This window comes from Nocardia abscessus NBRC 100374 (assembly GCF_000308455.1).
GTDB classification, from domain to species: Bacteria; Actinomycetota; Actinomycetes; order Mycobacteriales; family Mycobacteriaceae; genus Nocardia; species Nocardia abscessus.
Window position 1 is genome coordinate 93,316 of the sequence record NZ_BAFP01000110.1, and the last position, 24,124, is coordinate 117,439.

Below are 24,124 nucleotides of genomic sequence, written 5' to 3' on the forward strand. Positions count from 1 at the left end.
GGTCCACACGGCCGACATCCGCGGGACAACAAACAACATTCCGTAACCTCTCTCGGCGAGAGTCTGCTGGCGCATGCGGCACACATGCACTACCGCGAGTATCGGGCATTCCCGACATTGGCAACTCGGGTCACTCCTCCGCGGTCGAGCGAGCGGACTCACTCCGACGCGTTGCCCGCGCAGCGCGCAAGGCCGCCGGTGGCAGCGCCTGCCGCGTCGGGCTCCGCGAAAACCTGTACCGCGCAGACTCAGAGGGTCAGGCGCACCATGTCCGCCGTGCGGGCCAGGCCGGGGAACGCCTGAGGGGTGGACCGCGGGTGCAGCGCGTGCACAGCGAGCCGGAACATGACCGCGCGCAACAACATCTGCGGCCACTCCGGGAGGTCGGCCCAGCGTTCGATCAACCCGTCGTCCGCGCCGCCCCAGGCCAGCGCGTCCACCACGATCACGCCCGCCGCCCAGGGCGCAGGCCGCCAGTACGGGGTGATGTCGGTGAGACCGGGGATCTGCCCACCCGCGAACAAGACGGTGCCGAACAGGTCGCCGTGCACCAGCTGCGGCGGCGTCTGCACGGGTTTGCGGAGGGTGGCCAGTTGACCGATCAGTTCCAGGCTGCGCCGCCCGTCCGGGGAGGTCGACAGGGCCGCGCCACCCGCGCGCAGGCTGCGCAACGGCACCGGCTCCCACGCGGCGCGATCGGCGGCGACGAACACATCGATGTCCACCCACGGCACCACCGGTGGCTGCGCGAGGAAACGCGGCCGCTCCAGATTCGCCGTCGCCTGGTGCAGGCGCAGCGAAACGGAGACCACCTCGTCGTGCCGCGGTTCGGGAGCGCCGTCCAAGTAAGTGTCCGCACGCCAGCCGGACACCACGTAGCGGCCGTCGGTCGCCCGCACCGGACGGGCCAGGCGCAGGCCGTCCACCTTCAACGTCTCCCGGGTCTTCGCCGACCACGCGGCGCGCGCGTGGTCGGCGACCGGACTGAGCACCACGTCACCGAAGCGCCAGCCGCCTTCCCAGTCGCCGAGCGAAACCGGGGTCACTTCGCGCAGACCGAACGTGGCACGCACGTGCTCGGGAGGTTCCACAGAAGTCACGGCCGTACGGTACGTCGTGTCTGATTCGGCGCGCCTCCGGCGCGCCGTGTTCGCGGCGGTGTCGGTTCGGCCGCGCCCGCGTCTCTCAGTACACCGGCAGCGACTTGTCCACCTGGTTGGCCCAGGCGATCACGCCGCCTTGCAGGTGGGTGGCGTCGGAGAAGCCCGCGCGTTTGAGCGCGGCCAGGGCCTCGGCCGAACGCACGCCGGTCTTGCAGTGCAGCACGATCGGGCGGTTCTGCGGCAGCTCGGCCAGTGCCTCGCCGGACAGGATGCGATCCTTCGGGATCAACCTGGCGCCCTCGATGTGCACGATGTCCCACTCGACCGGCTCGCGCACGTCGATCAGCTCGATCTGCTTGCCCGACGCCAGCAGCTCCTCGAGCTCGCGCGCGGTGATGGTGGACCCGGCCGCGGCCGCCTGGCCCTCGTCGGACACCACGCCGCAGAACGCCTCGTAGTCGATCAGCTCGGTGATCGGCTGACGCTCCGGATCGCGGCGCAGCTTGATGGTGCGGTAGTTCATGTCCAGTGCGTCGTACACCATCAGCCGGCCCAGCAGCGGCTCGCCGATGCCGGTGATCAGCTTGATCGCCTCGGTGACCATCACCGAACCGATGGACGCGCACAGTACGCCGAGCACGCCGCCCTCGGCGCAGGACGGGACCATGCCGGGCGGCGGGGCCTCCGGGTACAGGTCGCGGTAGTTGATGCCGCGCCCGTCCGGGGCGTCCTCCCAGAACACCGAGACCTGGCCCTCGAAGCGGTAGATCGAGCCCCAGACGTACGGCTTGCCCGCGAGCACCGCGGCGTCGTTGACCAGGTAGCGGGTGGCGAAGTTGTCGGTGCCGTCGACGATCAGGTCGTACTCGCGAAACAGCTCGACCGCGTTCTCCGGTTCCAACCGGATCTTGTGCAGCCGGACATCGATGCCGGAGTTGATATCCAGGATCGAGTCGCGCGCGCTGTCGGCCTTCGGGCGGCCGATGTCGGATTCCCCGTGGATGATCTGACGCTGCAGGTTGGAGGCGTCGACCTCGTCGAACTCGACGATGCCGAGCGTGCCGACGCCCGCGGCGGCCAGGTACAGCAGGGCGGGCGAGCCGAGGCCACCGGCCCCGATCACCAGCACCTTGGCGTTCTTCAGACGTTTCTGTCCGTCCACGCCGAGATCGGGGATGATCAGGTGTCGGCTGTAGCGGGCTACCTCATCCCTGGTCAGCTCCGCGGCCGGCTCGACAAGTGGCGGCAGGGACTTGGGTGATGACACGTCCAGGACTCCTCGAATCGCTTGGCCGATCGCTGCGGCGGTGTGGCGCGCCCTTCTCGGGCTGCTCACTTCTGCAACACCGACGACCGGGCCGTTCTTCCCTGCCATCGTTCCGTATCACGGACGCACCGGGACAACCGCCCTGTCGACACCCCTACCCGCGCGGGTAGGGCCAGGGGTTGAACCGGCAGTGCTTGCCGTCCATCGGGACCACGCCGTGCGGATCGAGGGCGGCGATGTCGTTGTTCTCGGTGCCGAAGGTCTGCTGCATCATCACCGGCGCCAGCCCGCCCTCGGTCTCGCACGCCTGATGCTGGTGGTAGCCGATTGCGTGGCCGACCTCGTGATTGATCAGATACTGCCGGTAGGACCCGATGTCGCCTTCGAAGGCGAGCGCGCCGCGCACCCAGCGGACCTCGGAGAGCACCACGCGGCGGCTGGCGGCGTTGTAGCAGGACGTGTCGATCGGGATGTCGAAGCCGCATTCCTTGCGGCTGGAGCCGCGTGAGGTGAGCGAGATGCGGAAGTCCGCGTCGCCCTGGTCGACCCTGCGGAACGCGAACCTGGGGTCGTGCACCCAGCTCTTCGGATTGGCGAGGGTGGAGTCGATCATCTTGGCGACGGCCTCGTCACCGCCGAGGCCGGAGGTGTCCAAGCCGTTCTCGATCTCCACGGTGTAGCGGAAGACCGTGCCGGTCCCAGTGCCGACCTGGGCGGTGGTGCCGGGCACTACGTGCCAGGCGCCACCGCCGGTCTCGGCGAAAGCGCCGCCTTCGGGCAGTGCCCCGGCGGGGAGATCGGTGGGAAAGTGCCCGTCACCGGGCGGAGCGCCGATGACGCCCGCGGTGGCGGTGGCGGAACTGAGTCGCCCGAGCCCCGGGTCCGGGCCCACGACGCTGCTGGGGTCGGTCGCGCGGATCGCGTCGACGACGACCAAGACGGTGATGACGACCAGTACGGGCAGGGCGTATGCCCGCCAGCCGTAGGTCGAGACGAATCTGCCGAGCGCGCTCTGCTTCTTGGCGTCCCGCTCGGGGCGCCCCCTGGCTCTGCCCTCGGCCGGCGCGGTGGGATCCCAGCGAGCGCGTAGCGGTTGATGCGACCGGTCGGCCTTGTGCGAATAGAGACCGAGCGGGTCGTAGACCTCCACACCGTCCCGCTCGGGCTTCTGATCCGAAACGGCCGGTGGCGCAGTATCTTCGGACGCTTCGACCCGCTCGCGCTTACTCGTCCCGCGACCGGGTGACCCGCCGCCTGCCCCGGACCGCTTGGCTGCGCCGGTCCGAGCCGCACCATCGGATCGCGCCTCTGGCCAGGTTCTCGCCATGTGGTCCGACCCTACGGAACCGGGCGCGCCGGAGCCAGCCGGGCTGCGCGCACCACGCCGCCCGCCGGGTGGTCTGTCCGGGCGGTCGGTCACGTGCATCAGAGTCTCACAGCGGCGGATCCCCACTCACGGGCACACCGGACGGCGCCGTCGGTGCGACAATGCTCTGCGGGTGGCATCAGTTGCCCGGCCCCGATCCGCGGGCGGGCAACAACCGGGTATCGTTCATGGGATAACCCGGTGCACACCCCTTTTGCCGGGGAATCGACTGGGAGAGCCGAAATGACTGACCTCGTGGACCGGATGACGTCCCGTAGATCGTCGTCCGAGGCCATGGCACCCGCCAAACGCGGTACCCGGCTTCCGCGCGACGAGCGACGTCAACAGCTACTCGCGGCGGCAAGCGAAGTCTTCGTGCAGCGGGGCTACCACGCCGCGGGCATGGACGAGATCTCGCAATGCGCGGGTGTGAGCAAACCTGTGCTGTATCAGCACTTCAGCAGCAAGCTGGAGCTGTATCTCGCGGTGCTGCAGAACTACGTCGACATTCTCGTGTCCAGCGTCCGTCAGGCGCTGCGCTCCACCACCAGCAACAAGCAGCGCGTGCGCGCGGCGGTGCAGGCGTACTTCGATTTCGTCGACCACGAGATGCAGGGTTTCCGCCTCGTCTTCGAGTCCGACCTGACCAGCGAGCCGCAGGTGCAGCGCCGGGTCGAGCAGGCCACCGAGGCGTGCGTGGACGCGGTGTTCGACCTGGTGGCGCACGACTCGGGCTTGGACCCCTACCGAGCCCGCATCCTGGCAGTCGGCCTGGTCGGCGCGAGCCAGTTCACCGCGCGGTACTGGCTGGAGGCCGATCGGCCGATCCCGAAGGAGGAGGCGGTCGACACCACCGTCTCGCTCGCCTGGGGCGGCCTGAAGCACGTCCCGCTGCACCCGATCGACTGAACGGGTACGACGACGAACGAGCCCCTGTCCCCGAGCGATCGGGGGCAGGGGCTCGCCGCGTATGTGGCCGGGGCCGGGATCAGACGGCGGCGAAACCGACGCGACCGCCGGTGGTCGAGCCGATCTCGACGTAGGCGACCTTCGCCGCCTGGATCAGGAACTTGCGGCCCTTCTCGTCGGAGAGCGACAAGACCCCACCGTCACCGCCGAACGCACCGGACACCAGCGCCTCGACCTCTTCCTGGGTCTGCGCGCTGTTGATCACCAGCTCGCGCGGGCTATCCGAAATACCGATCTTGACCTCCACGGCCAACCTCCGAACCTGAGAGTCCTGTGCTGTCGAGTCCAGGCTAGTGGGGGCCGCCGGTGGCGGTCACTTGGGCTCGATGAGCTGGATCTCCAGTTCGATCTTCACGGTGTCGCTGAGCATGCCGGGGAGGGAGCCGCCGACGCCGAAGTCGGTGCGCTTGATGGTGCCGGTGGCGGAGAAGCCCGCGTGCCGGTCGCCGGTCGGGCCGAAGTCCTGCACGCCGCCCCACTCGACCGCCAGGGTGACCGGCTTGGTGATCGTGCCGAGGGTGGCTTCGCCTTCGACCTCGAAGGTCTCCGCGACGAGCACCGGGCTGGTGGCGCGGAAGGTGAGCGTCGGGCGATTGGCGACGTCGAGGAAGTCGGCGGTGCGGATGTGCGCGTCGCGGTCCGCGTTGCCGGTGTCGAACGAGTCGAGGTAGATCGTGGCGCCGATGGTGGCCGCGCCCGCTTCGTCGACGACGAATTCGGTCTCGAAACGGTTGAACCCGCCACGCACCTTGGAGATGCCGAGATGGCGAATGGAGAAGGCGACCGAGGAGTGCGCGGCGTCCAGCGCCCACGATCCGGATTTCAGCGTGGTGGATTCCGAAGTAGAAGTCATGCCTCCGACAATGACCGGACCACGGTCCGTTAGCCAGACCGCCGTTATCCTGGACCTGACAGGGCGCGGATAACCGTCCCCGGACCGGGCACGATGGGACGTATGGCTCGTAACGGATTCGCCGAATTCCTCATCGCGCGGCGCGCCGAGCTGCGGCCGTCGGATGTCGGCATGCCCGAGGGCGGACGCCGCAGGACGCCCGGTCTGCGCCGGGAAGAAGTCGCCGTCCGCGCGGGAGTGAGCGCCGACTACCTGGCCCGGCTGGAGCAGGGGCGCGACACCAACCCGTCGGTCGCGGTGATCGACGCCTTGGCCGACGCGCTGCTGCTGCGCGGCGACGACCGCCGCTACTTCAGCATGCTCGCACTCGCCTCCGGCAACGAATCCCGCTGCCCAGGTAAGGAATCCGCCGAGGAGCGCCTCGCCCCGACGATCGAGACGATCCTGCACGCCCTGCACCCGACGCCGGCGTTCGTGGTCGGTCGCAGGCTCAACGTGCTGGGCTGGAACAAGGCGTGGGCCGATTTCGTCGCTCCGCTGGGGCTGCTGGACGGGCCCGATCAGCCGAATCTCGCCTGGTACACGTTCATGCATCCCGCCGCGCGGCGCGTCCTGCTCAACTGGGAGCAGGCCGCCGACGCCTTCACCGCCGCGCTCGGCTGCGCCAAAATGCACTGGCCGGGCGACGACACGCTGCTGGAGACGATCGAGGCGCTGCGCGAACTCCCGGATTTCGCGCAGCGCTGGAAACCGCATCGAATGGACGCCGCGGGCTCCGGGACGCTGCGCCTGGACCATCCCGTGCACGGCATGGTCGAAGTACCGTTCGAGACCCTGGAGGCCGACCGCGATCAGAGCGTGGTCGTCTGGCTGGTCGACCGGGCGAGCACCCATGCGCCCGGATTGCGGCTGGTGGCCAACCGCGCGGCGAACGAGTAGCCGCGCTCGGACTCAGATGCCGAGTACCGCCATCCGCTCGGCGTGACTGTCCTGCATCCGCTCGAACAGCGCCGCGATGCCGTTGAGGTCGCCGGTGGCGGTGAGCACCAGATCGGTGAGTTCGTCGCGCTGCGCCATGACGTACTGGGCCTGCGTGAGCGCCTCCCCGAGCAACCGCCTGCCCCACAGGGTGAGCCGGTCACGTTCCGAGCGGCTCTCGGTGACCGCCCGGCGCACCTCCTCGACGACGAACTCCGAGTGGCGGGTCTCGGCGAGCACGTCGCGGACCACCGCGGCGACGTCGGGGGTCAGCGCACCCGCGATCTCGGTGTAGAAGTCGGCGGCGATGCCGTCACCGACGTAGAACTTCACCATCGACTCCAGCCACGTGGAAGGGTCGGTGGAGGTGTGGTAGTCGTCCAACGCGCGCACGAACGGCGCCATGGCGTCGAACACATCGGAGCCGCGGGCGGCGAGCGCGGACTCGAGCGTCTTGAAATGCTCCATCTCCGCCGCGGCCATCTTCGCGACCGCCACCTTGCCCCGCAAGTTCGGTGACAGCTTGGCCTCCTCGGCCAGCCGATAGAACGCGGAGATCTCGCCGTAGGCGAGTACCGCGAACAGATCGGTCACGCCGGGATGGCTCGCGGGGATGGAGAGGCTCGCTGGGTCGGTCGACGAAACACCTAACGCGGCAGGTGACTGTGCTCCCATGCGGCCCAGCGTAATACTCACCGCGGTTCACGCGGTTTCGGCCAGGAACTTCTCGAGATAACTCCATGTCGTGTCACGCGCGGTCGGGGCGGCCAGGATGCCCAGGTGGCTGCCCGGCGCGGATTCATAGCGGACCGTCGCCGCTCCGGTGAGCACGCGGGCACCCGCCTCGACGGCGGGAGCCGGGGTGATCACGTCCGACGGCCCGCCGATCAGTAGGACCGGCGCGGTCACCTTCGCCAACTCGATCCGGCGCCCGCCCAGCGCAACGACACCGCGACCGATGTCGTTGTGCAGAATGAACCGCCCCCACAGCTGACCGTAGAAACGCCCCGGATAGCCGGGCATCTCGGCCATGAACCGATCGATCGTCTCCATCTTCGCCAGCGCCTCGGTGCGCGCGATATTGCTCGCGACGAACCGCGGCCGGGTCAGTTCGCGATCCCAGGCGGTGACCTTGTAGCCGATTCGAGTCAGTGTCGCAGGAACGCCACCGGCTGCCCGGATGACGGTGGACGTGGCCCGGCCGCCGGTGAGTTTCGCGACGGCGCGCAGCTGCGGAACGCCGGTCATCCGGTCGTAGTCCAGCGGCGAGCCGACGGCCGTGATCGACCGGATGGGCAGCTCGGGGTGCGCTGCCGCGGTCAGCAGGGAAAGCGTGCCGCCGAGGGACCAGCCGACCAGATCGACCGGCTGTCCGTCACGATCGGCACTGGTGCGCAGCACCGCCTCGGGCAGGATGTCGTCGATCCAGTCCTCGAAGCCCATGCGGCGGTCGGCGAAGGTGATCTCGCCGTAGTCGATGACGTACGGGCTGCGGCCGATCTCCAGCAGGAAACGCGCCAGGCTCTGGTCGGGCCGCAGGTCGAAACAGGTGGCGGGCGCGGCGAGCGGCGGGACCAGCAGGACGGCCGAATCCGCCTCCACCAGATCGCCGTCCGCTCGTTCGAATCGCCGCAGTTGCCGGTGCGGCTGGTCCCACAGAACCGTCGCGGGAGTCGGGTCCGGCGCCTCGATGCCGGAGCCGAAGGTCAGTGCCCACGCGTTGCGTGCGGCGATGGTGACAGTGTCGGCAAGGCTCACAGCAAAAAGAGTCTCATATGCCGGTACCGTCGGTAACAGGCAACTCCCCGACCTCGCTACCTGGGCCCCATGCCGACCGGATTGAGCGGCGGCACCACCGCCTCCTGCACGCCGCGCACCAGCGGCGCGAGCGACGTGGTCAACTCGGTGATCGCGTCGGCCGACAGCACCGCGAGCGCTCCGGTCCACGCGGCTTCATCGGTCTGCGCCTCCACCGCGGCCAGCAGGTGCGCGCCGCTACTGGTGAGCGTCGGCGTGACCGGCTCTCCCTTGACCACACCCCGGGCGCGCAACTCGTCGAAGGCGTCCGCCCACTCCACTTCCGACACCCCGCGCGCGGGCCGCATCACCGATTCCGGCGCCTTGCCCGCGGCCACCTGCGCGACGAGCGCCTGACGTCCGCTCAGGCCGTGGGTGATCAAGGCCGCGACATGACCGTCGCCCCGATGCTCGCGCAGCGACGTGGTCAACTGCCAGAGCGCGGCCACCGGATCGGCGGGCAGCGGCAGGGCCGCGTTGGCCGCGAACAGCGCCCGCCCGGTCCGATCGGCCGCACGCTGGACCGGCGCGAGCAACTCGACCGCGCGGGCGCACACCGCGTCACCCGCGCCGACGCCGCGCAGCAGTCCGGTGGCCAGGTCGAGCCGGGCGGCCAGGCAGCGTTGCGGCGTCGCCCGCTCCCACGCCTCCGGCAGCGCCCGGTGCACCATGTCGGGGTGAAATCCGGCGAAGGTCGCCAGCACCGTCGCGGGCGTCACCGCACCCAGCGGCGCGGCGCGAAAAGCGAAGTAGGTCTGCCAGTAGCCGCGCAAGCCGATCCCGACGCCCGCCTCCTTGACGCCGGTTCCGAAATAGACGACATCGTGTAGCGGTTCGAGCGTCGCCCAGATTTGCCGCGCCGGATGAATTCCCATGTGGCGCAGCGTACGTCGACGGTCGGCGTGGCGAAAGATCACCGCGATCCGGCGGATTTTCCATAGCGCGCCGCAGTGGCAATTCGAGCGACGCACAATATCACGCTACAATCTCCTCGGACAACGAAAAGTTTCGCTCGACAGAGTTGCCGGACGTCGCGCTCACGCACACCGCGGGGACGCCGCCACGACCGCCGACCGGTCCGAGTGCGAAGTTTTCGTTGGACAAGAAAATGTGCGCGCACCAGATCCGCGTCACCAGTGCGCCGCGCCGATGTTTTGCGAGGTAGCCGCCGCTTTTCGCGGCAGGCGCCCGGCATCCGGAGCGTGGCCGGGTGGAGTATCGCCTGCGGAGTCGTGGTTGTCGTGGACCGCCCGGTCCGCCCCACCTCGTGCGCGCGGGACGTGATTACGAGGAAGGCACGAACCCTGAGCAAGATCACAGTCGATCAGGAACCAGGTCTGGCGGAGACCCTGTTGACGGCCGAACTGGACGCGACACACACCGCCCCGACTTTCGCCGAATTGGGCGTGCGCGCGGAAATCGTCCGCGCACTCGGTGAGATCGGAATCGAACGTACTTTCGCCATTCAAGAACTGACCCTCCCGCTGGCGCTCGCCGGTGAGGATCTCATCGGTCAGGCCCGCACCGGTATGGGTAAAACCTTCGGATTCGGGGTGCCGCTGCTGCACCGGATCGCGACCGCGGATACCGGCACCACACCGCTGGACGGCACGCCGCGAGCGCTGATCATCGTGCCGACGCGCGAGCTGTGCATCCAGGTCACCAAGGATCTGGAGAACGCGAGCAAGTACCTGACCAACCACCAGGGCCCGCTGCGCGTGGCGTCCATCTACGGCGGCCGCCCCTACGAGGCGCAGATCGCAGCGCTGCGGTCGGGTGTCGACGTGGTGGTCGGCACACCCGGCCGACTACTGGACCTCGCCGACCAGCAGCACTTGATCCTCGGCAAGATCGGCGTGCTCGTGCTGGACGAGGCCGACGAGATGCTGGATCTGGGCTTCCTGCCGGACATCGAGCGTATCCTCGGCATGGTCCCGGACAAGCGCCAGACCATGCTGTTCTCCGCGACCATGCCCGGGCCGATCATCACCTTGGCGCGCACCTTCCTGACCCGCCCCACCCATATCCGGGCCGAGGAACCGCACGATTCCGCGGTGCACGACCGCACCGCGCAGTTCGTCTACCGCGCTCACGCGCTGGACAAGAGCGAGCTGATCGCGCGCATCCTGCAGGCCGAGAGCCGGGGCGCCACGATGATCTTCACGCGTACCAAGCGCACGGCGCAGAAGGTGGCCGACGATCTGGCCGAGCGCGGGTTCTCGGTCGGCGCGGTGCACGGCGACCTGGGGCAGATCGCCCGGGAGAAGGCGCTGACCAAGTTCCGCAAGGGCGCCATCGACGTGCTGGTCGCGACCGACGTCGCGGCGCGTGGCATCGACATCGACGACGTCACGCACGTCATCAACTACCAGTGCCCGGAGGACGAGAAGACCTACGTGCACCGGATCGGGCGTACCGGCCGGGCCGGACGCACCGGCGTCGCGGTGACGCTGATCGACTGGGACGAGCTCAACCGCTGGTCGTCGATCGACAAAGCACTCGGACTCGGCATCCCCGAGCCGGTCGAGACGTACTCGCGCTCGCCGCACCTGTACGCGGAACTCGGCATTCCCGAGGGCGTGACCGGTGTGATCCGCAAGACCAAGCCGGAACGGGACCCCGAGGCGGTCGTGGTCGAACGCCCCGCCCGCGCCCCGCGCAAGCGCAACCGCAGGCGTACCCGCGGCGGTCAGCCGATCGACGACACACCGAACGTCGCCGACGCGGCCGACACCGACGCGCCCGCGGGTGCGGAGGCCTCGTCTCCGGAGCAGGCCGCAGACGAGGCCGACGGGACCGACAAGCCCGCCCGCCGCAGGCGCAGGCGGCGCAAGCCGACCGGCGACGCGACCGACAACACCGCCGGCGACGAGTCGAGCACCGAGGCCTCGGACGACGACGTCGTCGCGGAGGAAACCGGCGCCTCGGACGAAACCGGCAGCACCGAGCGGCCCGCGCGCCGCAGGCGCAGGCGCAGGCGTTCCGACGAGGGCGACACCGCGACCGAGGACACCGGGAGCGAGGCGGAGCCCGCGGCCGCCGCGTCGGCCTGATCGGCCGGATCGGCTAGTCTCGCACTCGTGCTCGCACCCGAGCGGCGGACGCGCGCCGACATCATCTCCGCGGTCGCGATCGCGGTTCTCGTCGTGATCGCCGGGGCCGTGGTGTGGGTGCGCGGGGACGCGCACGGCACCGAATCGGTGACCGCGTCGTCCACCGTGCCGACCCCGGCCGCGGCCGACCAGCTGCCTGCTTCGCTGCGGGAACTGTGGCGCGCCCCGGACGGCGCGAGCGCGCGAGCGCTGGTATCCGGCGGCGCCGCGGTGACCGCTGACGGCGACACGGTCACCGGGCGCGATCCGCGCACCGGCGACCAGCTGTGGAAGTACCGGCGTGACATGCCGCTGTGCGGGACCGAGGTCCAGTACGGCATGGTGATCGCGGTCTACCGCGACGAGCGCGGCTGCAGCCAGGCCACGATGCTGGCCGGTGACAGCGGCGCTCGCCGCACGGCGCGCAGCAGCTATATGGATGAGGACCTGCGGCTTTCGGTCGACGGCACCTACCTGCTGGCGCAGGGGCCGCGGCGGCTGGAGATGTGGCGCTCGGACCTGGTGCGCACCGTGGAGTACGGCTTCGTCGACGCACCGGTGAACGTCAAGACCCAGCCGCGCAAGGGCTGCACCCTGCTGTCGTCCGGTTCCAGCCCGTCTCGGCTCGCCGTGCTGGAGCGCTGCCAGGCCGACCCGGCCGACCGGCTCACCGTGCTCAACCCCGCTCCCAAGGACAACACCGTGCCCGAGGAGTACGGGTCGCACGTATTGACCGGTCCCGGAGCGGATTCCGGCGCCGCCCGGGTGGTCGCGGTGTCCGACAGCCGGATCGTGCTCTACTTCCCCGGTATCGCGCAGGGCGCCGAGCCGTTGCCGCCGCGCCTGGCCGTCTACGACGGAAACGGCAACCCCATTGTGGTGCACCAGCTTTCGGCGCCGCTGAGCGAAACCACCACGACCACCCGCATCGGTTCGGCCTATCTGGTCTTCACCGGCAACAGCGTGATCGCCTTGAACGGCAGCACATTCGACCCGCTGTGGACCGCGGGCGGAGCCCTCGGATCCCCCGCGCTCATGGCGGGCAAGCTACTGCTGCCCGTCACGGGCGCGCTCGCTGTCCTCGACCCCGCCTCGGGAGCCGAAGTTGGGCGCATCCCCATGGAACGGCCCGGCCATTCCGGTAGCCCCATCTCCCTCACCGTGATCGGGACGACCGTACTCGAGCTGCGCGACGGCGAGTTGCACGCTTTCGGCTGACCGAGCATCGGTGGACCGTCATCGGTGGACCATCATGGAGGCATGTCCGCACTCGACGATGCCCGTGTTGTGCTGCTCCGCCACGGCGAGACCAGCTGGTCGACGCAGCGGCGGCATACCGGCCGCACCGATCTCCCGCTCACCCAGCGCGGCGAAGAACAGGCCGGCGCCGCAGGCGCCTTACTCGCCACGCTCGAACTGCGAAACCCTTTGGTGCGCACCAGCCCACGACTGCGCGCGATGCGCACCGCGGAGCTGGCCGGGCTCACCGGCGCCGTGGTCGACGACGACCTCGCCGAGTGGGACTACGGCGCCTACGAGGGCCTGACCACTCCACAGATCCGCGAGTCCGTGCCCGGATGGACCATCTGGACCGGCACGGCGCCGGACGGTGAGACCGCGCAGCAGGTGCGCGAGCGCGCCGACCGGGTGCTGGACGCCGTGACACCGATGCTGCCGCAGCGGGATATCGTGCTGGTCGGGCACGGCCACTTCTCCCGCGCGCTGATCGCCCGCTGGGCCGAATTCGACGTCCGGGAGGGCCGCCGATTCGCGATGTCGACCGGCGCGCTGACCGTGCTCGGCTACGAACACGACGCGCGCGCGATCCGCGCGCACAACCTGGTACCCCACGGAGCGTCACTGTGACCCGACCCGCCCCCACCGCCGACACCACCGCCGTCGACCTCGGCGCCGCCGTCCTGCGCCGCGCCGTCGCTTCCGACGTTCCCGCCCTGGTCGGCCTCATCTACGACCTGGCCGAGTACGAGAAGGCCAGGCACGAGTGCACGGTCACCGCCGAGCAACTGCGCGCCGCGCTGTTCGGCCCGGAGCCCAAGGTCTTCGCGCACGTGGTGGCCGACGGGCCGGAACTGCTCGGCTGCGCCATCTGGTTCCTCAACTTCTCCACCTGGGACGGCGTGCACGGCATCTACCTGGAGGACCTCTACGTCAAGCCGGAGACCAGGGGCAAGGGCTACGGCAAGGCGCTGCTCGCTGCCCTGGCGAAGGAGGCGGTCGACCACGGCTACAGCCGCGTGGCCTGGTCGGTGCTGACCTGGAACAAGCCCTCGATCGACTTCTACGAGTCGATCGGCGCCGTGGCCCAGGACGAATGGGCCGGCTACCGGCTGGCGGGCGACGCGCTCGGCGAGCTGGCCGCCGAGGCGCGGTAGCGCGTGTCCTGGTTCCCGCCGCCGGATCCCGAATCCTGGCCCACCACAGCCGAAGCGGCGATGGCGCTGCAGGACGAATTACGGCCGCTGGTCTCGCCGATCACCCCACCGGGCGCACGGTTTCGCACGGTCGCCGGGCTCGACTCCGCCTACGACGACACCGGCGCCGTAGCCGCGGCCGTCGTCGTCTTGGCCGCGGACACCCTCCAGCCGGTCACGTCCGTCGTCGCGCATGGCGTCGCCGACTTTCCCTACGTGCCCGGTCTGCTCGCCTTCCGTGAGCTCCCGGCCACCCTCGCCGCACTCGAAAAGCTCGGCAGCGCACCGGATCTGCTGGTCTGCGACGGCCAAGGACTCGCGCATCCGCGGCGCTTCGGCCTCGCCTGCCACCTCGGACTGCTCACCGGGGTGCCGACCGTCGGCGTCGCGAAGACCGTGTGGGGCGACTACGCCGAGCCGGGCCCCGAACGCGGCGCATCGACCGACATCACCATCGGCGGGGCGGTGGTCGGACGGGCACTGCGCACCAGAACCGGCGTCAAACCGGTGTTCGTCTCCGTGGGGCATCGCATCGACCTCGCCACCGCTTGCGCACAGGTGCTCGCGCTGACCCCGCGTTACCGGATACCGGAGACGACCCGGCACGCCGACCACCTCTGCCGGGCCGCGCTGCGCACCGCGAGCGGGGACTATTCCGGCTCGACCCCGTAGTCCTCGGCCATCCAGCGAGTCGACGGCGGGGCGAACAGCAGCACCAGCGCGCCGATCGCGGCCACCCCGAGCAGAGTGCCGTAGACCGGCTGATGCGAGTCGGTGAGCAGCGACCAGGTGACCGGGAGCAGCAGCAGCTGCGCGATGACGGCGATGGCGCGGCCCCAGCGTTGACCCAGCAGCAGCCCGACACCCGCGGCCAACACCGCGCCGCCGAGGATGCCGAACCAGGCGGCTGTGCCGTACCCGCTCGTGGCGGACTGGTCGTGACCGAGGAGCCCGCGCACCACCAGGACGATCGCGACGACCACGGCGACGACCCCTTCGAGGGTCACCAGAGTGCCCGCCGCCCGCACCGTGGCCGGAACGGCCCCCGCCGCCGAGCCCTTGTCGCTCACGACCGCGCCTCGCGGGCACTCGGCTCCGTCGTGCCCGATAGCGCACGGTATCCACGCTTGCATCGCTGACGCTCGTTCACGCGGCAAGCCTACGACCCGCTCGACGCGGGTCGTCGTCCCGGCGTCTGCCCCGGCAACAACGGCACGCCGGGCGCCGCTCGCCGCTTTTCCGGCGCACGTCGGCGGCCAACTAGGCTGCCATCGTGCGGACGCTGCTGATCGTGAACCCGAATGCCACCTCGACCACACCGGCGACCCGGGACCTACTCGCGCACGCGCTGGAGAGCCGCACCCAGCTGACCGTTGCGCACACCCAGCACCGCGGCCACGCCGCGGAACTGGCCCAGTGGGCAGCGACCAACGAGATGGACCTGATCGTCGTGCACGGCGGCGACGGGACGGTCAACGAGACCATCAACGGCTTCCTGCCGCTCCCCGTTCTGGACGACGGCCAGGCCTGGCTGCCGCGCCTCGGCGTGATCCCCGGCGGCTCGGCGAACGTCTTCGCCAGGGCGCTCGGCATCTCTCCCGATCCGGTGACCGCGACCAATCAGCTCATCGATCTGCTCACGCTGGACACCGATCGCCGGATCGGCCTCGGACTGGCCGACGACCGGTGGTTCTCCTTCAGCGCGGGGGTCGGCCTGGACGCCGACGTCTGCGAGGCGATCGACGCCAGCCGCGCCCGCGGCCGCACCGCCACTCCAGCGCGTTATGTTCGAACAACTGTGCGACAATTCTTCCTGGCCAAACGCAAGGAACCGAGCGTTCGGGTGGAAATTCCGGGCCGCACGTCCGTAGACGGTGTGCATTACGCCTTCGTTACCAACACCACACCCTGGACCTACCTGAATGCCACGCCGGTGCACACCAACCCCGGCACCCGGTTCGAAACGGGCCTCGGCGTGTTCGCGGTGCGCTCCATGGCCGTGGTCCCCACCCTGCTGCTCGCGCGGCAACTTCTGACGCCGCACGGGAATCCCAAGTCCCGCAATTTATTTCGTGAAGACGACGTTCCGACCGTACGAATCGAGTGCAAAGAACCCATCGGCCTGCAAATCGATGGCGACTTCATCGGGAAGCGCAACGTGGTGGATTTCACGGCGGTGCCCGACATCCTCGCCGTGATCGCACCACGCCCGCTCTGAGGGCGAAACGCCGCGGAAAACATCGCAGTTGTGCTGCGAAAACCAGGTGGAGCGAGTACAAAGGACCGGGCAGGCTCCCCGTACGGGGGCCTTTGAGCGTGACCTTCCCCACGGTGCACCGCGTGCCTATTGACATCTACGGTGTTCGTGAAAGCATTCACAAGCAACCGTGCGGAAACATTCGAGTCGCACAAGTGAACGATCCACAAACCATAGGCGCCCTGCGCGGCGCCCAGCAAAGGAGCAGAGGAATGGACTGGCGCCACAAGGCCATCTGTCGCGATGAGGACCCCGAGCTGTTCTTCCCGGTGGGTAACAGTGGTCCGGCGCTCGCGCAGATTGCCGATGCCAAGCTGGTCTGCGCTCGCTGCCCCGTAACCGCTGACTGCCTGTCCTGGGCCCTGAAGTCCGGACAAGACGCCGGCGTGTGGGGTGGTATGAGCGAGGACGAGCGCCGGGCGCTGAAGCGTCGCAACGCGCGTACCCGCACCCGCACCGTCGTCTGATCAGACGACCGGCATTACCGGGCCATTCAGCCCGGCCCGGTAACGCATTTCAGCCCGGCACCCAAAGGTGCCGGGCTGTGTTGTTTATATGCGCAGCACCGCGAACTGGAAATACCCGGTCTCGCTTCGCGCGGAAACGGACGCCGAGCCAATGCCGTTGCGAGCTAGGGCAATAGCCGCGGCGCGGATTACGGTGCGACAGGGCCGCGGTTCGACTCGCCTATGAGCGCGACTTATGGGAAAGTGATGGGTTTCCAAGCCGGTCGGACTGTCACCGATCCGTTCGACACCCTCGCATTCCACTCGATACGGACATTCGGGAAACCACTGCCACACGAGCCGCGAACAGCACCCCAGCAGCGGCCGCTCGCGACATCCGAGCAACAACTCGCAGGACATCGGCCGCGACCGGTGCCGAAACGTCGGATCCGGCCTCGCCCAGTCAGCGGCCCGAGCGACGGCCCAGCGGAACGCGCAGGACGGCATCGGTGCCGATATCGGCGCCGGGATGCAAGCCGATGGAGCCGCCGAGTTCGGCCGTGACCAAGGTCCGGACGATCTGCAGGCCGAGCCGGTCGGAGGACTCCAGGCTGAACCCGGGCGGCAGACCGCGGCCGTCGTCGCTGATGATCACGTCGAGCCAGCGGGCCGAACGCTCGGAACGGATTGTCACCGTGCCGTTTTCGCCCGAATCGAAGGCGTGCTCGATGGCGTTCTGCACCAGTTCGGTGAGCACCATCACCAGCGGGGTGGCGCGCTCGGCGGAGAAGACGCCGAGCGAACCCGCGCGGCGCACCTTGATGCGCGCGGTGTGCACGGTGGCCACGTCGGCCATGATCGGCAGCAGCCGGTCCACGACCTCGTCGAGATCGACCTCTTCGTCCACCGACATGGACAGCATCTCGTGCACCGACGCGATGGAGGTGACCCTGCGCACCGACTCGGTGAGCGCGACCTGCGCCTCCTCGTTCTCGGTGCGGCGGGCTTGCAGGCGCAGCAGCGCGGCGACGGTCTGCAGGTTGTTCTTGACCCGGTGGTGGATCTCCCGGATGGTTGCGTCCTTGCTCAGCAGCGCGCGATCGCGCCGCTTGACCTCGGTGACATCGCGGACGAGCACGGCCGCGCCGGCCAGTTCACCGTGCGGGCGCAGCACGAGGGTGCGCAGCAGCACGGTGGCTCCCCGCGCCTCGACCTCCATCCGCCGCCCGGTCCGCCCGGCCAGGGCGGCCTGGATGTCGCCGACCACTTCCTGCGCGTCGAACGGGTCGGTGATCAGGGAACGCGTGGTAACCGCGAGGTCCTGGCCGGCCAAGTCGGCCTGCAAGCCCATCCGGTGGTAGGCCGACAGTGCGTTGGGACTGGCGTAGACCACGATGCCGTCGGTGTCGAGCCGGATGAAGCCGTCGCCCGCGCGTGGGCTGGAATGGGTGGCGGCGCGATCCTCTGTGGTCGGGAACGTGCCGTCGGCGATCATCTGGCACAGGTCGTCCGCGCAGGCCACGTACGCGCTCTCCAGCTGACTGCGGACCCGGGAGCGTTGCAGATCGGTGTCCCGGCTCAGCACCGCGATCACGTCGTCACCGCAGCGCACGGGGATCGCCTCGCGGATCGCGTGCACCGGATGCGGGTGGTAGACGCCGGAGGCCTCGACCTCGCTGTCGGCTCGTACGGTCACGCCGGTCACCAGCGCCTCGAACACCTGCGGATGGTCGGAGTGCAGGGCAGCCGTGCCGACCAGGTCCTCCTGGTGCACGGTGGGCGCTGTGGTGGGACGGCACTGCGCGACGCAGACGATGTCCGCGCCCTCCGCTATCGGGCCCGCACCGACCCACAGCAGCAGATCGGCGAAGGACAGATCGGCCAGCAGCTGCCAATCGCCCACTACGCGCTGGAGATGGTCTACGGCGACGCCGGGTAGGTCGGTGTGCTCGGCCAGCAGTTCGCTCAGGGTCGCCATGCAGATCTACCGCTCGATCAGGAGATGACGGCGATCAGGTGGCCCGCCTTGATCGCGTCGCCTTCCTTGACACCGACCGACGTCACAGTGCCGCTGGACTCCGCGAGCACCGGGATCTCCATCTTCATGGACTCGAGGATCACCAAAGTGTCGCCCTCCTGGACTTCGTCGCCCTCCTGGACGACCACCTGGTACACGACCGACACCAGCTCGGCGAGCACTTCCTCAGCCATGGCACCCCATTCACTCGTTGGCCTGCATCCGCTGACGGTACAGCCAACCACACGTGAAAGAATGGCCTTCAACCAGAAGGGAGACTACTCATGGGTAAGCGCGGACGTAAGAAGCGTAGCCGCAAGGGGAACGCAGCCAACCACGGCAAGCGGCCCAACGCCTGAGCGCGACGCTCGGCGCCGAAAGCACGAAGCGGCACGCACTTCCGGCTGGAAGGCGTGCCGCTCGCGTTGCACGGACCGGCTAGTCCGAGGTCTCGACCGACGTCTCGCTGGTGACGACTGTCCGGCGGATCTCGATCGTCAAACGCTCCCGCAGCGAATCGGGCGCGCGGTCGCCCCCGCACTTGCGGCTGAGCAAGCCCTTGATCTTCTCCTCGATGCCGTAAGCCTCGATACAGGGGCTGCAGTGCTCCATGTGGTGCTGCAACCGGGCACGAGTCGCCTCGTCGCACTCCCCGTCGAGCATCAACCACACGTCGGCGAGTACCGCCGTGCAGTCGAGCTCCATGTCGGGGTCCCGCTCGGTACTCACTGCTTGACCTCCTGGCGTTCCCCCGAACGGTTGAATCCACGCTCGCGCGCCACATCGGCGAGCAAACCCTTCAATTGTTTCCGGCCCCGATGCAGCCGGGACATCACCGTACCGATGGGGGTGCCCATGATGTCGGCGATCTCCTTGTACGGAAAGCCCTCGACGTCCGCGTAATACACCGCCATCCGGAACTCCTCCGGCAACTCCTGCAGCGCGGCCTTGATGTCATCGTCCGGCAGCGCGTCCAGCGCCTCGACCTCGGCCGAGCGCAGCCCCTGTGAGGTGTGCTCCGCGGTCGCGGCCAGTTGCCAGTCGGTGATCTCGTCGGTCGGGTACTGCGCGGGCTGGCGCTGCTTCTTGCGGTAGGAGTTGATGTAGGTGTTGGTCAGGATCCGGTACAGCCACGCCCGGAGGTTGGTGCCCTCCCGGAACGACTTGAACCCCTGAAACGCCTTGACGTAGGTCTCCTGGACCAGGTCCTCGGCATCCGCCGGGTTCCTGGTCATGCGCAGCGCGGCGCCGTAGAGCTGGTCCAGCAGCGGGAGCGCGTCCCGCTCGAACCGCTGTGCCAGCTCGGCATCGTCGACGGCGGTGACATCGTCGGCCACCACGTCATCGTCGCTCGTCACACCTGTCCCTTCGATCGCCGTACCTGCCAAATCTACCGGTATCGGCATATCGAGGGAGAACCCGCCTTCCGTCGGGGACACCTCGGTCCCCAGCGGACGGTCGTCGAGCAGTACGGGCACAGGCATCTCCTTCACGTCTCCATAGGGCCTGCTCACGGCGGTGAAAAGCATTCCGAGCGCTATGTACCGGCTACAACATGCGCGGGGCTTCGGGTGTTCCCGGCGCCGCCGCTAAGGTTTCGGCCATGGCAGCAGGCTCGACTCCGGCGATCCGCGCGTTGACCCAGGCGAAGGTGTCCCACCGTGTGCACGCCTACAAGCACGATCCGCGGGCCGACTCCTACGGCACCGAGGCGGTCGACGCGCTGGCCGGTGAACTGGGGGTCGTGGCCGAGCAGATCTTCAAGACCTTGGTCATCGAGCTGGCCACCGGTTCGCTCGCGGTGGCCGTGCTTCCGGTGCCGAACACGTTGTCGCTCAAAGCCGCCGCCGCGGCGCTCGGCGCGTCGAAGGCGAGCATGGCGGACAAGACCAGGGCGGAGAAGACGACCGGATACGTACTCGGCGGCATCTCACCACTCGGTCAGCGCAAACCGCTGCCCACCGTGATCGACCATTCGGCGCTGACCTGGGACCGGGTCCTGTGCAGCGCGGGTCGGCGCGGATTGGAGATCGAGCTCGCGCCCGCCGATCTGGTCCGGCTCACCGCGGCGGTGACCGCACCCGTGACATCCGCGTAATTCGGCCACCATCGCCGCGATCTGTGCGTTACTGAACAGGCCAAATCGATACGACTCGAGGATGTGATGCGAATGATGTCCCAGCGTCTGCGCACCGTGATCGTCGCGTTGTCCGGAGCTCTCGTCTTGGCCCTCGGTTCGTTCCTCGCACCCGAGGTCGCCGCCGCACCGAACACCCCACCGGTCACGCAGGTCAGCGATTCCGTATTCGACTTCGACGGCCAAGGCTCGAAAAGTGACGACAAGGCAGGCAAGGCCGAGAAGCTCAGCGGCAATGTCACCACCAAGCTGATCGACCTGGTCGCCGGAATCATCAAATGCGGGCTGAATATCGCCTCACCCAGCGTGAAGTGCTCGCTGTAATTTCTGCCAGCGCCTGCGGCGCTGGGTGTTCGCGGCCCCTCTATGGCTCGCATCCGAGCGACCACCGCTTGCGACTTCGTCGCGGACGCGGCGGCCGCTCGGACGCGAGCCGGGCCGCGAACGGCGCATGCTCGGTCTCGCTGCGCCCGAAACCGGGAGTTGAGCCTGTGTGGTTGCGCAGGCGGCAACTCCGGCACCTGAGCTCGCCGAGTATCGCCGGACAACGAGCAAACGCTGCGGCTATGGCTTAGGCGCGGATGCGACAGCCATTGGACACCGGCCGGGATATCGCCGTGCTCGCAAACGGCGTGGGCGGACGCGGATGGGCAGCATGCGCTCACAGCAGGCTGATCTGCTCGGCTTCCTTCTGATCCTCTACTCGGGCAAGTAGTTCCGGGCCGTTGTTGCGCACGCTGTTGACCAGCATGGGCACCGGCCGGGGCACGATTCCGGCGACCGCGTCCTCCGACGGCGTCTCCAGCAGGCTCGCGGGGGCCGGGTGATCCGGGTCCAGCCACGCCGCCCAGTGCTCCCGCGGCATGGGCAGCGGCATCCGGTCGTGGATTCGGGTCAGATCGCCGACCGCATCGGTGGTCAGGATGGTGCACGACAGCAGCGGCTCGCTCTCCGGCTGAGACCGGTCGCGCCAGATAGACCACAGACCGGCCATGTAGAGACGGGAACCGTCGGCGTTGGCCATGTAGTACGGGTGCTTGGCGACTTTGCCTTTCGCGCCCTTCTCGCCGTTCGGCTCGACCACCCACTCGTACCAGCCGTCCATCGGCACCAGGCAGCGCCGGTACTTCACCGCGTCACGGAAGGACGGCGTGCCGGCGGCCTTGTCGGCGCGCGCGTTGAACAGCGGTTTTCCCTTGACCGGGACGCCGGGCTCGGCGGCCTTGGTCCATACCGGGATCAGTCCCCAGCGCATGCGCCGGATACGGCGCTTCGGGTCGTCGTCCTTGCGGCCGTGGTCGTGTCGCTCGACCACGGTGAGGACCTGGGTCGTCGGAGCTACGTTGTAGTTGGTGAAAGAACTCTGGTCGGCGGCCTCGGTCTCATCGATCGCATCCAACTCGACCGCGAGCCTGCCCGGGTTGGTCGTGGTCGCATATCGTCCGCACATATACCGATAGTCCCACCCGCCACCGACAGAGTCGGAGACAATTGGTCCATAGCTGGTGACCTGTTGAGAGTTGTGGCATAGCATTCTCTCATCGGAAGGGCGGGGCTGCCCGTCCACTCGGACTTGCGTATCGACCGTCCACCGCAGACGGCAAGAGGAGATCAACTGTGACATCCACCGACACCAAACCAGCCGACCACGACACGGCACTGACGTCGGTCAATCCGGCGACGGGCGAGGTGATCGGCACGCACGTCATCGCCGACGACGACGCGGTGGCCGCCGCGGTCGCCAAGGCCCGCGCCGCGGCCGCCACCTGGGGCGCGCTGAGTTTCGACGAACGGCGCACGCACCTGCTGCGCTGGTCGAGCAAGCTGGTGCAGAACTCGGAGAAGTTCTGCGAGCTGATCCACGCCGAGAACGGCAAGCCGCTCGACGACGCCTTCCTGGAATTGATGCTTGCGCTCGAGCACATCTCCTGGGCGGCCAAGAACGCCAAGAAGGTGCTCGGCCCCAAGCGGGTCTCCCCCGGCGCGCTGATGTCGAACTTCAGCGCCCGGCTCGAGCAGCGCCCGCTCGGCGTCGTCGGCGTGATCGGACCGTGGAACTATCCGGTCTACACGCCGAACGGTTCCATCGCCTACGCGCTGGCCGCGGGTAACACCGTCGTGTTCAAGCCGAGCGAATACTCCACCGGCATCGGCAACTTCCTCGCCGACGCGTTCGCCGAAGCCAACCCCGAACTGCCCGAGGGCGTCTTCAGCACGATCAACGGCTACGCCGCCACCGGCGCGGCGCTGGTCCGCTCCGACGTCGACAAGATCGCGTTCACCGGCTCCACCGCCACCGGCAAGCGGATCATGGCCGCCGCCGCGGAGCGGCTCACCCCGGTGCTGCTGGAGTGCGGCGGCAAGGACGCGGTGATCGTCGCCGCCGACGCGGACGTCAAGGCCGCGGCGGACGCGGTCGCCTGGGGCGCCACCGCCAACAGCGGCCAGACCTGCGCGGGCGTGGAGCGGGTCTACGTGGACCGCTCGGTGCGCGAAGAGTTCGTCGCCGAGGTCAAGCGCATCCTCACCGACGTCAAGCCCGGTTCCGACGACAAGGCCGCCTATGGCCCGATGACCATGCCGAGCCAGGTCGACATCGTGCGCCGCCACATCGAGGACGCGCTGAAGAACGGCGGCACCGCGGTGCTCGGCGGACCGGAGTCGGTCAAGGCGCCGTTCATCGAACCGGTGGTGCTGGTCGACACCGACGAGAGTTCCGAGGCGGTGGCCGAGGAGACCTTCGGCCCGACCATCACCATCCGCACCGTCGACGGCGTGGACGAGGCGGTCGAGCTGGCCAACAACTCCAAGTACGGGTTGTCCTCGGCGGTCTACTCGAAGAAGAACGGCCTGGACATCGCGCGCAGGCTGCGCGTCGGCGCCACCTCGGTGAACTCCGTGCTGGCCTTCGCCGCCATCCCCGGCCTGCCCTTCGGCGGCGTCGGCGATTCCGGCATCGGCCGCATCCACGGCGAGCCTGGTCTGCGCGAGTTCGCCCGCCCGCACTCGATCGCGGTGCAGCGCTTCACCGTTCCCGGCATGGCGCTGCTGAGCTACAGCCGCACCGACTCCACGATGAAGCTGCTGCGCAAGCTCGTTCCCTTCCTGCACGGGCGGCACAAGTAAGAACCCGCCCCGGGACCGGGTGCTCGACGTGCGTCGAGTACCCGGTCCACACATAGGGGCAAATCCCCCGGCTCCCGGTTGCGGGCGAAGCGAGACCAAGCATTGCTACTCGCGGCCCGGCTCGCGTCTGAGCGGCCGCCGTGTATGCGACGAAGGACAAGCGGCGTTCGAGGCGAGCCAACAGCCCTCGCACCACGCGGACGAGATCCGGCCATCACCAACCGTGTGCACCCGAGAGCAAGTTCCCACCACTACGCGCCCAGCGCACCTCAACCACGTCTTTC

Annotated in this window: 27 protein-coding genes; 13 read left to right on the plus strand and 14 right to left on the minus strand. The window is 68.8% G+C overall.

Annotated features, from left to right (window positions below; genetic code table 11):
- Positions 1–248 precede the first annotated feature (248 nt).
- From ON19_RS23165 to ON19_RS23175, 3 genes are all read right to left on the minus strand, one after another.
- Positions 249–1,100 (minus strand): TIGR02569 family protein, encoded by an 852-nt coding sequence (locus ON19_RS23165; protein WP_043696695.1) that lies wholly within the window; start codon positions 1,098–1,100, stop codon positions 249–251.
- A gap of 85 nt (positions 1,101–1,185) precedes the next feature.
- Entirely contained in the window at positions 1,186–2,370 is a 1,185-nt protein-coding gene (moeZ, locus tag ON19_RS23170; RefSeq protein ID WP_043696697.1) for an adenylyltransferase/sulfurtransferase MoeZ, read from the minus strand.
- Between the two features lie 154 nt (positions 2,371–2,524).
- Positions 2,525–3,697, minus strand: a complete 1,173-nt coding sequence (locus tag ON19_RS23175) for a DUF3152 domain-containing protein (RefSeq protein WP_086006691.1) — start codon at positions 3,695–3,697, stop codon at positions 2,525–2,527.
- A 282-nt stretch (positions 3,698–3,979) separates the two neighbouring features.
- On the opposite strand from ON19_RS23175, the gene fasR reads away from it, so the two are divergent.
- On the plus strand, positions 3,980–4,645 hold the full coding sequence (gene fasR / locus ON19_RS23180; RefSeq protein WP_043696701.1) for an HTH-type transcriptional activator FasR: 666 nt from the start codon (positions 3,980–3,982) through the stop codon (positions 4,643–4,645).
- 79 nt (positions 4,646–4,724) lie between these two features.
- Here the strand turns inward: fasR and ON19_RS23185 are convergent, their stop codons facing one another.
- Positions 4,725–4,952: a DUF3107 domain-containing protein gene (locus ON19_RS23185; protein WP_043696705.1), complete on the minus strand. Its 228-nt coding sequence runs from the start codon at positions 4,950–4,952 to the stop codon at positions 4,725–4,727.
- Positions 4,953–5,018: 66 nt separating this feature from the next.
- A complete protein-coding gene (locus ON19_RS23190) occupies positions 5,019–5,558 on the minus strand; it encodes a YceI family protein (protein ID WP_043696707.1) in 540 nt (179 codons plus the stop codon).
- A gap of 102 nt (positions 5,559–5,660) precedes the next feature.
- On the opposite strand from ON19_RS23190, the gene ON19_RS23195 reads away from it, so the two are divergent.
- Positions 5,661–6,497 carry a helix-turn-helix domain-containing protein gene (locus ON19_RS23195; RefSeq protein ID WP_043696711.1) on the plus strand — a complete coding sequence of 279 codons (837 nt, stop codon included), beginning with the start codon at positions 5,661–5,663 and terminating at the stop codon, positions 6,495–6,497.
- A 12-nt stretch (positions 6,498–6,509) separates the two neighbouring features.
- On the opposite strand, the gene ON19_RS23200 is transcribed toward ON19_RS23195, so the two are convergent.
- Genes ON19_RS23200 through ON19_RS23210 form a run of 3 tightly spaced genes read right to left on the minus strand, consistent with a single transcriptional unit; the run spans position 6,510 to position 9,208 of the window.
- Entirely contained in the window at positions 6,510–7,211 is a 702-nt protein-coding gene (locus ON19_RS23200) for a ferritin-like fold-containing protein (RefSeq protein ID WP_043696715.1), read from the minus strand.
- 27 nt (positions 7,212–7,238) lie between these two features.
- Positions 7,239–8,294: an alpha/beta hydrolase gene (locus tag ON19_RS23205; RefSeq protein ID WP_043696718.1), complete on the minus strand. Its 1,056-nt coding sequence runs from the start codon at positions 8,292–8,294 to the stop codon at positions 7,239–7,241.
- Positions 8,295–8,350: 56 nt separating this feature from the next.
- Positions 8,351–9,208 carry an SCO6745 family protein gene (locus tag ON19_RS23210; protein WP_043696721.1) on the minus strand — a complete coding sequence of 286 codons (858 nt, stop codon included), beginning with the start codon at positions 9,206–9,208 and terminating at the stop codon, positions 8,351–8,353.
- Between the two features lie 408 nt (positions 9,209–9,616).
- Between ON19_RS23210 and ON19_RS23215 the strand changes: the two genes are divergently transcribed.
- From ON19_RS23215 to ON19_RS23235, 5 genes are read left to right on the plus strand one after another with little or no spacing between them, the layout of a single operon-like run.
- Positions 9,617–11,386, plus strand: a complete 1,770-nt coding sequence (locus ON19_RS23215; RefSeq protein WP_043696807.1) for a DEAD/DEAH box helicase — start codon at positions 9,617–9,619, stop codon at positions 11,384–11,386.
- 27 nt (positions 11,387–11,413) lie between these two features.
- The gene (locus ON19_RS23220) at positions 11,414–12,643 is read left to right on the plus strand and encodes an Rv3212 family protein (RefSeq protein ID WP_043696723.1); all 1,230 of its coding nucleotides are present in this window, start codon (positions 11,414–11,416) and stop codon (positions 12,641–12,643) included.
- Between the two features lie 42 nt (positions 12,644–12,685).
- Positions 12,686–13,291 (plus strand): acid phosphatase, encoded by a 606-nt coding sequence (locus ON19_RS23225; RefSeq protein WP_043696725.1) that lies wholly within the window; start codon positions 12,686–12,688, stop codon positions 13,289–13,291.
- A complete protein-coding gene (locus ON19_RS23230) occupies positions 13,288–13,818 on the plus strand; it encodes a GNAT family N-acetyltransferase (RefSeq protein WP_051169205.1) in 531 nt (176 codons plus the stop codon). Before ON19_RS23225 ends, ON19_RS23230 begins: the two co-directional genes overlap by 4 nt.
- A gap of 3 nt (positions 13,819–13,821) precedes the next feature.
- Positions 13,822–14,529, plus strand: coding sequence for an endonuclease V (locus ON19_RS23235; RefSeq protein ID WP_043696726.1), 708 nt, complete (start codon positions 13,822–13,824; stop codon positions 14,527–14,529).
- On the opposite strand, the gene ON19_RS23240 is transcribed toward ON19_RS23235, so the two are convergent.
- Entirely contained in the window at positions 14,508–14,927 is a 420-nt protein-coding gene (locus ON19_RS23240) for a hypothetical protein (RefSeq protein ID WP_043696730.1), read from the minus strand. The genes ON19_RS23235 and ON19_RS23240 overlap by 22 nt on opposite strands.
- A gap of 203 nt (positions 14,928–15,130) precedes the next feature.
- Between ON19_RS23240 and ON19_RS23245 the strand changes: the two genes are divergently transcribed.
- Positions 15,131–16,075, plus strand: coding sequence for a diacylglycerol/lipid kinase family protein (locus ON19_RS23245; RefSeq protein ID WP_043696733.1), 945 nt, complete (start codon positions 15,131–15,133; stop codon positions 16,073–16,075).
- 251 nt (positions 16,076–16,326) lie between these two features.
- Positions 16,327–16,581: a WhiB family transcriptional regulator gene (locus ON19_RS23250; protein ID WP_011211115.1), complete on the plus strand. Its 255-nt coding sequence runs from the start codon at positions 16,327–16,329 to the stop codon at positions 16,579–16,581.
- A gap of 442 nt (positions 16,582–17,023) precedes the next feature.
- Here the strand turns inward: ON19_RS23250 and ON19_RS23255 are convergent, their stop codons facing one another.
- Both ON19_RS23255 and ON19_RS23260 read right to left on the minus strand, forming a co-directional pair.
- Complete coding sequence (locus ON19_RS23255; protein WP_043696736.1) at positions 17,024–18,538, minus strand: sensor histidine kinase; 1,515 nt, start codon at positions 18,536–18,538, stop codon at positions 17,024–17,026.
- A gap of 17 nt (positions 18,539–18,555) precedes the next feature.
- Complete coding sequence (locus ON19_RS23260) at positions 18,556–18,771, minus strand: biotin/lipoyl-binding carrier protein (RefSeq protein WP_043696739.1); 216 nt, start codon at positions 18,769–18,771, stop codon at positions 18,556–18,558.
- Positions 18,772–18,861: 90 nt separating this feature from the next.
- Between ON19_RS23260 and ON19_RS45005 the strand changes: the two genes are divergently transcribed.
- On the plus strand, positions 18,862–18,936 hold the full coding sequence (locus ON19_RS45005) for a 50S ribosomal protein bL37 (protein WP_022597109.1): 75 nt from the start codon (positions 18,862–18,864) through the stop codon (positions 18,934–18,936).
- A gap of 79 nt (positions 18,937–19,015) precedes the next feature.
- Here the strand turns inward: ON19_RS45005 and rsrA are convergent, their stop codons facing one another.
- Positions 19,016–19,282, minus strand: a complete 267-nt coding sequence (gene rsrA / locus ON19_RS23265) for a mycothiol system anti-sigma-R factor (RefSeq protein ID WP_051169213.1) — start codon at positions 19,280–19,282, stop codon at positions 19,016–19,018.
- 20 nt (positions 19,283–19,302) lie between these two features.
- Positions 19,303–20,061, minus strand: coding sequence for a sigma-70 family RNA polymerase sigma factor (locus ON19_RS23270; RefSeq protein ID WP_443678155.1), 759 nt, complete (start codon positions 20,059–20,061; stop codon positions 19,303–19,305).
- 119 nt (positions 20,062–20,180) lie between these two features.
- On the opposite strand from ON19_RS23270, the gene ybaK reads away from it, so the two are divergent.
- Together ybaK and ON19_RS23280 are read left to right on the plus strand one after the other, a co-directional pair.
- Complete coding sequence (gene ybaK, locus ON19_RS23275) at positions 20,181–20,675, plus strand: Cys-tRNA(Pro) deacylase (protein ID WP_043696741.1); 495 nt, start codon at positions 20,181–20,183, stop codon at positions 20,673–20,675.
- A gap of 72 nt (positions 20,676–20,747) precedes the next feature.
- Entirely contained in the window at positions 20,748–21,038 is a 291-nt protein-coding gene (locus ON19_RS23280; RefSeq protein ID WP_043696744.1) for a hypothetical protein, read from the plus strand.
- Positions 21,039–21,375: 337 nt separating this feature from the next.
- On the opposite strand, the gene ON19_RS23285 is transcribed toward ON19_RS23280, so the two are convergent.
- Positions 21,376–22,164, minus strand: coding sequence for an SOS response-associated peptidase (locus tag ON19_RS23285; protein WP_043696747.1), 789 nt, complete (start codon positions 22,162–22,164; stop codon positions 21,376–21,378).
- 167 nt (positions 22,165–22,331) lie between these two features.
- Between ON19_RS23285 and ON19_RS23290 the strand changes: the two genes are divergently transcribed.
- Positions 22,332–23,840 (plus strand): aldehyde dehydrogenase family protein, encoded by a 1,509-nt coding sequence (locus ON19_RS23290; protein ID WP_083899570.1) that lies wholly within the window; start codon positions 22,332–22,334, stop codon positions 23,838–23,840.
- Positions 23,841–24,124 lie beyond the last annotated feature (284 nt).

Excerpts from the sequence above, each read along its gene's own strand:
- ON19_RS23175 (WP_086006691.1), bottom strand. The coding sequence starts at position 3,697 with ATGGCGAGAACCTGGCCAGAGGCGCGATCCGATGGTGCGGCTCGGACC.
- fasR (WP_043696701.1), top strand. The coding sequence starts at position 3,980 with ATGACTGACCTCGTGGACCGGATGACGTCCCGTAGATCGTCGTCCGAG.
- ON19_RS23190 (WP_043696707.1), bottom strand. The coding sequence starts at position 5,558 with ATGACTTCTACTTCGGAATCCACCACGCTGAAATCCGGATCGTGGGCG.
- ON19_RS23195 (WP_043696711.1), top strand. The coding sequence starts at position 5,661 with ATGGCTCGTAACGGATTCGCCGAATTCCTCATCGCGCGGCGCGCCGAG.
- ON19_RS23200 (WP_043696715.1), bottom strand. The coding sequence starts at position 7,211 with ATGGGAGCACAGTCACCTGCCGCGTTAGGTGTTTCGTCGACCGACCCA.
- ON19_RS23210 (WP_043696721.1), bottom strand. The coding sequence starts at position 9,208 with ATGGGAATTCATCCGGCGCGGCAAATCTGGGCGACGCTCGAACCGCTA.
- ON19_RS23225 (WP_043696725.1), top strand. The coding sequence starts at position 12,686 with ATGTCCGCACTCGACGATGCCCGTGTTGTGCTGCTCCGCCACGGCGAG.
- ON19_RS23250 (WP_011211115.1), top strand. The coding sequence starts at position 16,327 with ATGGACTGGCGCCACAAGGCCATCTGTCGCGATGAGGACCCCGAGCTG.
- ON19_RS23255 (WP_043696736.1), bottom strand. The coding sequence starts at position 18,538 with ATGGCGACCCTGAGCGAACTGCTGGCCGAGCACACCGACCTACCCGGC.
- ON19_RS23260 (WP_043696739.1), bottom strand. The coding sequence starts at position 18,771 with ATGGCTGAGGAAGTGCTCGCCGAGCTGGTGTCGGTCGTGTACCAGGTG.
- rsrA (WP_051169213.1), bottom strand. The coding sequence starts at position 19,282 with ATGGAGCTCGACTGCACGGCGGTACTCGCCGACGTGTGGTTGATGCTC.
- ON19_RS23270 (WP_443678155.1), bottom strand. The coding sequence starts at position 20,061 with ATGCCTGTGCCCGTACTGCTCGACGACCGTCCGCTGGGGACCGAGGTG.
- ybaK (WP_043696741.1), top strand. The coding sequence starts at position 20,181 with ATGGCAGCAGGCTCGACTCCGGCGATCCGCGCGTTGACCCAGGCGAAG.
- ON19_RS23280 (WP_043696744.1), top strand. The coding sequence starts at position 20,748 with ATGATGTCCCAGCGTCTGCGCACCGTGATCGTCGCGTTGTCCGGAGCT.
- ON19_RS23285 (WP_043696747.1), bottom strand. The coding sequence starts at position 22,164 with ATGTGCGGACGATATGCGACCACGACCAACCCGGGCAGGCTCGCGGTC.